General features: G+C 58.8%; 6 protein-coding genes and 1 pseudogene. 6 read left to right on the forward strand and 1 reads right to left on the reverse strand.

Annotation, left to right across the window (positions count from 1 at the left end):
* Both AB4043_RS14610 and AB4043_RS14615 read left to right on the forward strand, forming a co-directional pair.
* Positions 1-1,311, forward strand: a 1,311-nt coding sequence (locus tag AB4043_RS14610; RefSeq protein ID WP_442307365.1) for a glycoside hydrolase family 31 protein, incomplete at its 5' end; no start/stop codon positions are given.
* Complete coding sequence (locus tag AB4043_RS14615) at positions 1,296-3,350, forward strand: hypothetical protein (RefSeq protein WP_442302382.1); 2,055 nt, start codon at positions 1,296-1,298, stop codon at positions 3,348-3,350. The genes AB4043_RS14610 and AB4043_RS14615, both read left to right, overlap by 16 nt.
* A 157-nt stretch (positions 3,351-3,507) precedes the next feature.
* On the opposite strand, the gene AB4043_RS14620 is transcribed toward AB4043_RS14615, so the two are convergent.
* The gene (locus AB4043_RS14620; RefSeq protein ID WP_442302383.1) at positions 3,508-4,269 is read right to left on the reverse strand and encodes a sugar phosphate isomerase/epimerase family protein; all 762 of its coding nucleotides are present in this window, start codon (positions 4,267-4,269) and stop codon (positions 3,508-3,510) included.
* A 251-nt stretch (positions 4,270-4,520) separates the two neighbouring features.
* Here AB4043_RS14620 and AB4043_RS14625 point away from each other — a divergent pair, with 251 nt between their 5' ends.
* The 4 genes and pseudogenes from AB4043_RS14625 to AB4043_RS14640 all read left to right on the forward strand — a co-directional run.
* The gene (locus tag AB4043_RS14625; RefSeq protein ID WP_442307366.1) at positions 4,521-4,946 is read left to right on the forward strand and encodes a glycosyl hydrolase family 28-related protein; all 426 of its coding nucleotides are present in this window, start codon (positions 4,521-4,523) and stop codon (positions 4,944-4,946) included.
* Positions 4,894-5,397, forward strand: a complete 504-nt coding sequence (locus tag AB4043_RS14630; RefSeq protein ID WP_442307367.1) for a glycosyl hydrolase family 28 protein — start codon at positions 4,894-4,896, stop codon at positions 5,395-5,397. The genes AB4043_RS14625 and AB4043_RS14630 overlap by 53 nt, the downstream gene beginning before the upstream one ends.
* A 2-nt stretch (positions 5,398-5,399) precedes the next feature.
* On the forward strand, positions 5,400-7,331 hold the full coding sequence (locus AB4043_RS14635; RefSeq protein ID WP_442307368.1) for a hypothetical protein: 1,932 nt from the start codon (positions 5,400-5,402) through the stop codon (positions 7,329-7,331).
* A pseudogene (locus AB4043_RS14640) lies at positions 7,331-7,607 on the forward strand (hypothetical protein); the annotation flags it as partial. The gene AB4043_RS14635 and the pseudogene AB4043_RS14640, both read left to right, overlap by 1 nt.

A 7,607-nucleotide genomic window follows, 5' to 3' on the forward strand; every position in this document is an offset into this window, starting at 1 on the left:
GCATGGTGGTGCGACTGTACCGAACCCTTTGAAGCKGACTGGGCAGGCGCTGTAAAACCCGAACCGCATACCCGACTGCGCATCAATACTGATGCCGCAAAGAAATACATCGACGAAGCCCGCATCAATAGCTTTTCTCTTCTGCACTCGCAAGGCATCTACGATGGCCAGCGCAATGCCACGGAAGATCGCCGCGTACTCAACCTCACGCGGTCATCCTACGCCGGCCAGCATCGCTATGGCACCGTCACCTGGAACGGCGATATCTGCGGCACCTGGGAGACGCTACGGCGGTGTATCCCTGAAGGCGTGAACTTCTGCGCGACCGGCGAGCCCTTCTGGACGACTGACGTTGGAGGGTTCTTTGTCGCCAACGATCCCACTCTCTGGTTCTGGCGAGGCGATTACAACGACGGCTGCCGTGGCCTCACTCCCATGGATACTCTGCAGCCTGACGTCGCTGACACCGGCTGCCGCGATAAGGGGTTCTGGGAGCTCTACGTTCGCTGGATGCAGTATGTCTGTTTCCTTCCAATGATGCGTTCTCATGGCACCGATGCCGCGCGTGAGATCTGGCGTTTCGGCGAACCGGGCGAACCTTTCTATGACGCGCTGGCAGCGATCATCCAGCTGCGCTCTCGCCTTGTACCCCATCTCTATTCCCTGATGGCTGCCGTCTGCCGCACCGGTGCACCGATGCTTCGCCCGCTTGCATTGGAGTTCCCCGATGATCCTATTACTCGACAGGTGGACGATACCTTCCTTCTGGGAGATTGCCTTCTCGTTGCTCCGGTAACTGAGCCGATGTACTACGACCGTTCATCGCGGCCACTTGAAGGACGCCGGCATACCCGCCGGGTCTATCTGCCCGCACCGTCCGATTGGTTCGACTTCTGGACAGGCATGCCCTACGCGGGTGGAATGTGGGTCAACGCTGATGCACCGCTTGAGACGATTCCAGTCTTTGTCCGTTCCGGCTCCATCCTTGTGCTGGGTCCGGTACGGCAGTTCGTCGGCCAGTTCTCTGATGCGCCATACACCGTCCATGTCTATCCCGGCGCCGATGGAACCTTCACGCTCTATGAAGATGCAGGCGATGGCTACGCCTACGAGCGCGGCGAGTATGCCCTCACCCGCCTCCGCTGGGATCAGTCGCAACAACAATTGACCATTTTGCCTCGCCAGGGAAGCTTCCCCACGATGACTGCTTCCCGCGAGTTGACGATTCATATCTACACCGATGCGGGTATGAAAACAGAAACAGTGCGCTACGACGGCGCAGAGGTCCACATACGATGCACCGAACCATAACCGCCATCACCTTGTTGCTGACCGCAGGCGCCCCGATGGCCCTGGCTCAAAAGCTGGCTCCCGATGCCGTCATTCTCTCCGTCGCGCCGAACGGCAACGACAGCAATGACGGCTCAGCCGGCAAGCCGTTCCGTACCTTCGAACGCGCAGAGGCAGCCGTACGCGAGATCAACCTCCAACACGATGTCGTGGTGGAACTAAGCGATGGGATGTACCGCATCACCCAGCCGCTGGTCTTCCATGCCGCGGATGGCGGGCAGAATGACCATCAGGTAGTGTGGCGTGCATCGAAAGATGCAAAGCCTGTGATCTCCGGCGGCATCGCAGTTACCGGATGGAAGGTCTTCGACCTCGCCAAAAACATCTGGGTTGCGGACGTACCCGTGGGAACCGACAGCAGCGATCTATGGGTCGATGGCCATCTGGCGCCCCGCGCACGCGTCGAACTTCCAAGAGCCGATGTCACGTTTACGCGCGAAGGGCTGACGCTACGCGACGCCAAATACAACTATCTGGCCGCTCTTCCCGACCCATCCCGCATTCTCGTCAGCGGTACCGGCTTCTTCACCGAACGCTTCTCTCCGGTTGCACGCATTGACGGGATGAAGATCGTCATGCAGCAGCCTGCGTGGGACAACAACCTATGGGGATACGACAGCCTTGCCTTCCCCTACCATCCGGAACTTGCGCATCTCTATCTCAGCAATGCATTCGCCTTTCTCTCCGAGCCTGGGCAGTGGGACGTCGATCCACGTCGAGGCAAGCTGTATCTCAAGCCCGCAGCCGGCGTCGACGTCGCTAAGGCCGATGTCGAACTTCCCCTGGTGACAGTCCTGCTCTCCATCAGCGGCAGCTATGACACACCGGTCAGGAATCTGAGCTTCCGCGGCATTCGTTTCTCGCACACTACCTGGATGGGTCCCTCTTCTTCCGAGGGCTATGCCAGCCAGCAGAGCGGTTCGTACCTGACGGGCCGCGCCATCGCCTATCCTGCCGATCCGCTCAGCACCTGCAGATTCGGCTGCACCGAGTTCGAGAGCGTACGCAACGAATGGCAGCAGATGCCGGCAAGCGTGCAGGTCTCTGCAGCAGAACGCATCACCTTCGATGGCAATGTCTTCGCGCATCTCGGCCAATACGCCCTTGGCATCGGTAACGACGCCGACGCCATGCTGAGCGGCATTGGCCTAGGAACCGGCGATGTTACGGTGACCGCAAATGTCTTCACCGACCTTGGCGGAGGCGCCATTCTTGCCGGTGGCGTTCGCCGCGACGCTCACCATCCTCGGCGCCCGGAGATGGTGAACCGCCAGCTCATCATCCGCAACAATCGCATCCGTCTGGTCAGCAAGACCTTCCGCGACAACAGTGCGATTCTCAGCACCTACATCACACAGGCCATCATTCTGCACAACGACATCTCCGAGGTGCCCTACGATGCCATCGACATCGGCTACGGCTGGGGGATGCACGATGCCGGCGGAAACCCCAACTACCGCGTGCGGATGCACGGCTATGACTGGAAGGCCAATCTCGTCTACGCTACGCCAACCACGCATCGTGACACCGTCGTCGCCGGCAACCGTGTCCACGGAGCCAAGCGCTTCTTCCACGACGGGGGAGCCATCTATAACCTCTCCGCCAGCCCTGGTACGCTGATCACCGAAAACTACATCTTCGACAACAGCAAGATGATCGGTCTCTATCTCGATGAGGGTTCTCGCTACATTACGGTTCGCCGGAACGTCGTGCAGGACCCCGACAGCGAATGGCTGAACATCAACACTGTTAGAGCCGCCTACCCGCTCCGCATCTCACCCGACAACACTGCCGACTCCAACTGGCACGACGGCACCAAGATCGGCGGCATGTGGACCAACTATCAGAACGACCTGATTCTCAACGACCATCTGATCACCAACGGCCAGTGGCCCGAGGAGGCGCAGGAGGTCATGAAACAGGCAGGCATCGAGCCTGAAGCCGGTCCAGTCGCCTATGGCGATGCACAACCCGGAGCCGGCGAACCTGCCAAACCATAGAGCATTTCCCTGTAGGTGTAGGGTAGGGCTTCCGCATCTATGGGCGTTTTCCGCAATGAAAACGCCGCTGCACGCCCTTTTGGGATACCCAGCAACAGAGAAATGCTCTAGTCCGCTAGACGGAACCATGCACTCCGGATTGCACATCCCGGGCCGTTTACTTCGCGGACTTTGCCGCCTCGGCAAAGCACTGCTGAGCGATCGTGCGCAGCAGCAACGATTGCTGCCAGCGGTCGCTCTCTTCCTTTCCCTGGAAGGTCCGTGCGTAGTAGATGTCGGGAGCGAGCAGCTCCGGCGTAAACGTGAAGAACTCCTGCTTCACCGTCTCTGCCCGCAGGTAGCGGGCAAAGACGTGTGTCCACAACGCCTTGAAGTGGTCGATGTATGGATGCTCCGCTGGGTCTCCCGAGCCGAGACCGACCTGGATCGATCCTGGATTGCCGATCCGTCCATGCATGAACCGCACACACTCCAGCAATGGTTTGATGAACGCAAACTTGGTCTCGAAGCCTCCGTAGACCATCTCCTGTCCGGTGTACCAGTGCGAGAAGTCTCCGTTGAACTCCAGGGCGGGAAACCGCCGGTGAAAGCTCACTGCACGCCACATGTCCTGAAAAAGCGTAGCCCGATGTGTCTCCACATACATCGGAACGGCATGTTTCGCCGAAGCGTTCAGTACGGCCTCAATCAATCGCACCGCCTGATCGTCGTCTTCCAGACCCCAGCCCACGTGCAGCGTCAGGCACTCCAGCCCCATCAGATGGGCCTCCTGCGCAACACGGACAGCATCCTCAGGCACGTTCACCCGCGCCGCGGCACAGACTCCAAGCCCTTGCTTCAAAGCTTCTTCGAGATCATGCGGTTCCGGCGAGATATGGAACTGGACGCCGTCGTACCCGGCCTCGCGGATCGCCGCCATCGCGCCGTCGGGAAAAGGTCCCAGACCGACAAGAGCCAGAGTATTGAAGTAGCAACGAAGAGTACGTTTCTGGGAACGAATGACAGCACCTCAAGCCAGATAAAGGTCAGAACACAAACACGCGAATACAAGTTTCGCGTGAAACTCCTTATACTTGTTTTCCCGCAACTTTGTCTGAAAACCTATTTTCGAATATGAAAATCACATCACGATCTGAACTCCCCGATTTCAACGCACGAAAGATCTTATCGATGGTATTTCAATTAGTTGCGGCTACAGCAATCCTCTGTACAGCGACAGCCTTTGCTTCCACTACCTGTGATGCCCGCCAGATGGGCGCCAGGGCCGACGGCGCGACCAAAGATACCGCCGCGATCCAGAAAGCGATCGACACCTGCGCCTCCAAAGGTGGAGGAATCGTGATCCTGCAGGGAGGCACCTTTCTCTCCGGCCCGCTCGATCTGAAGAGCCATGTGGCCCTCTCTGTCGCGAAAGACACCCTGCTCAAGGCCAGCGAAGAGGTCGACGATTTCCCCATCCGTGAAGATGCCAAATGGCGCCGCATGGCGCTGATTCATGCCGATCAGGCAGAAGATATCGCCATTACCGGCGAAGGCACCATCGATGTACATCGACACTGGCGACGACAACGTCGCCATCAAGAGCGGACTGGTTGAGCGTRGAGAACCCATCGTTCCCAGCCGCGACATCACGATCCGGGATTGCGAGTTTGTTCATGGACACGGTCTCTCCATCGGCAGCGAGCTTGCCGGCGGCGTGCAGCATGTCCGGGTCGAACGCGTCAGCTTTAAGGGCTCAGACCAGGGCATCCGGATCAAGAGCGCACGCGGGCGCGGAAATGACATCGGCGACTTCCACTACAAGGACATCACCATGGAAGATGTCCGTACCGCGATCCAGATCACGGGCTATTACACCGGTTACAAAGCCGACGATCCTGGCGAGCCCGTCACCGAGCACACACCCCGCTTCCACGACATCTACCTCGAAAATGTAACCGCGAAGAATTCGCAGACGGCCGTGCAGATCCAGGGACTACCCGAGGCCCCGATCCGGAATAAGGTGGTTCGAGGCAAAGGACTCGCAGTGGAAGGGTGGACGGAGTGAGGATGAGACACAGAAGGCATCGGTGGCTCACCGCCGCTGTTGTTGCAATGGTCACCGTTGYGGTGGACACCGTTCCGGTAGTGGCTCAGCAACCGTTGCAACTTCCCGATACCGTTGCTCCCGCGGTCACACAAGCAGCGGACCATTTCGAGTTTGTCGCCGACGGTCCTGCCGGACCCGGGTGGACGCGTCCGAACGAGCCCGCCCGGAAGTACTTCCATGAGATGCTGCCGGCACTCTTCAGTCGTACCGTTGCAATCGAAGGCGATCTTCCGCAGCCCGCTGCGTTGCGCTGGATCTTTACCGGCCCCCGCGCCAGCCTGACCATTGAACTCAGCGAAGGGGACATCAAACTCTCAGAACGCTGGTACGACAGCACGCAACTGCTGGGGGACAAAGGCACCCTCGTACGGCAGGAAAAGGCGTTTACCGGACATTCCCGGACTCTTACGGTCGTCGCTGATGCTCATCTCTCTGTACATGTTCTGGTCAACGGACAAGATCTCCTGCAAGCCCCGATGTACTTCGACCTGCAGCGGCATCAGATAATGCTGGTCGCTCCGCGCACGCAACACCTCGTCGTGCGCGGGGCCCTGCTTCCACCGGCGATCAAAACCGTAGCGCTGCAAATCGATCCGGACAACAAACAACAGACCATGCTCGGCTTCGGCGGCAGCCCCGGAATTCCGGCGTATGCCGAACTGAGCGAACACGGCAAGACCGAGTATTGGCATCTCATCCGCAAATACAATCTGCTGCTCCACCGGGAATATCCGATGGGCACGGAGCTCAAGCAGGATCTCAGCAACTTCGACGATCTTTCATCAGCCACACCTCACTACTACGGCGACAACTTTCCCAACGGAGAAGTCAGCGACTTCGACTACTCCCGCCGCATGCTCGCGCTTGGCGGTCACGTGATCTACGAGATGTGGGCTCTGCCGAAATGGGCGGAGAAACCGTACGACGGCCCCGTCAAGATCATCGACGCATGGAAGAAACCCGTCACCAAGCAGGCCGACGTGGAAAAGTACGTCCGCATCGTGGTGGCCTACTGCCGTATGGCTGCGAAAAAGTCCGGCAGGCCTCCGATGATCGTCGGTATCCAGAACGAAGTCGAACAGATTCCCTCCGTCTATGCCGAGATGACGAAGAGTCTGCGCCGTGAACTGGACAAAGCAGGCTTCAAAGAAGTGAAGATCCACATGGCCGATGCTCCCTATCTATGGATGGGCGTCGGCCGGGTGAACGACCTGAAACAGGACTCTGAAGCGTGGAAGGATACGGACTACGTCGCCAGCCACGTCTATGACTGGCAAAAGTATGCCGCCGATCCTGACCGGTACGACGAACAGCTGCAGGCGATGCGCGCTGCGATGGGTGACAAACCATACCTGGCCACCGAGATTTGCCTCAACGACGGCAAGCTGCAGGAGCCCAGCTACCGCGTAGCCTTTCAGGTGGGACAGCTCTACCACAAGCACCTGACCGAGCTGAACGCCATTGCACTGATGTATTGCTGGACGATTCTCGATGTCGAGCAACCCAACTTCGGCGCGTCACGCTCTCTTCTGATTCCCGACAAGACACATGGCAATGTTCCGGTTGCTTCCAGCTTCCAGCTCCGGATTCTCGGCGCCTATAGCCGCCATATTCAGGAGGGCATGTGGCGTGTCAGCGCTACTGTTCCAGGCAATTCGGATCTTCTGGTCTCAGCTTTCGCCGGCGCCGCAGGTAAGAAGACGATCGTGCTCCTGAATCGCGGTACCGATGCCGCTCGCGTCAAGATTCCCTGGAGCGCACCGTGGCGCCAGGTAGAGCACGTGACCCAGTACGAAGAGAACGAGGTTGCTGCCGCAAAGCCTGGATTGCGTGATGTCGTTGTCCAGCCTGGAGAGATCGTGATTGTCTCCACGTTGGAAGGAGGCAACTGATGCTACGCCGTCGCGATCTGCTGATCGGCCTGGGAGCCACTGCCCTTCATCCCCGGCTCTGGTCACAAAGCACCAGGGAAGCCTCGATCTCTGTTGATTGGAGGAGTGAAGGCCACAAAATTCCATCCGATTACAGCGGCTTCAGCTACGAGTCGGCACAGCTCGTAAATCCCGCCTTCTTCTCGCCGCACCATCGGCAACTCATCTCCCTCTATCGGGAGCTCACACCTCACGGCGTGCTTCGCATCGGCGGTGGCACCAGCGCCTTCACCACCT

The organism is Terriglobus sp. YAF25, from assembly GCF_052113305.1.
Classification (GTDB): Bacteria; Acidobacteriota; Terriglobia; order Terriglobales; family Acidobacteriaceae; genus Terriglobus.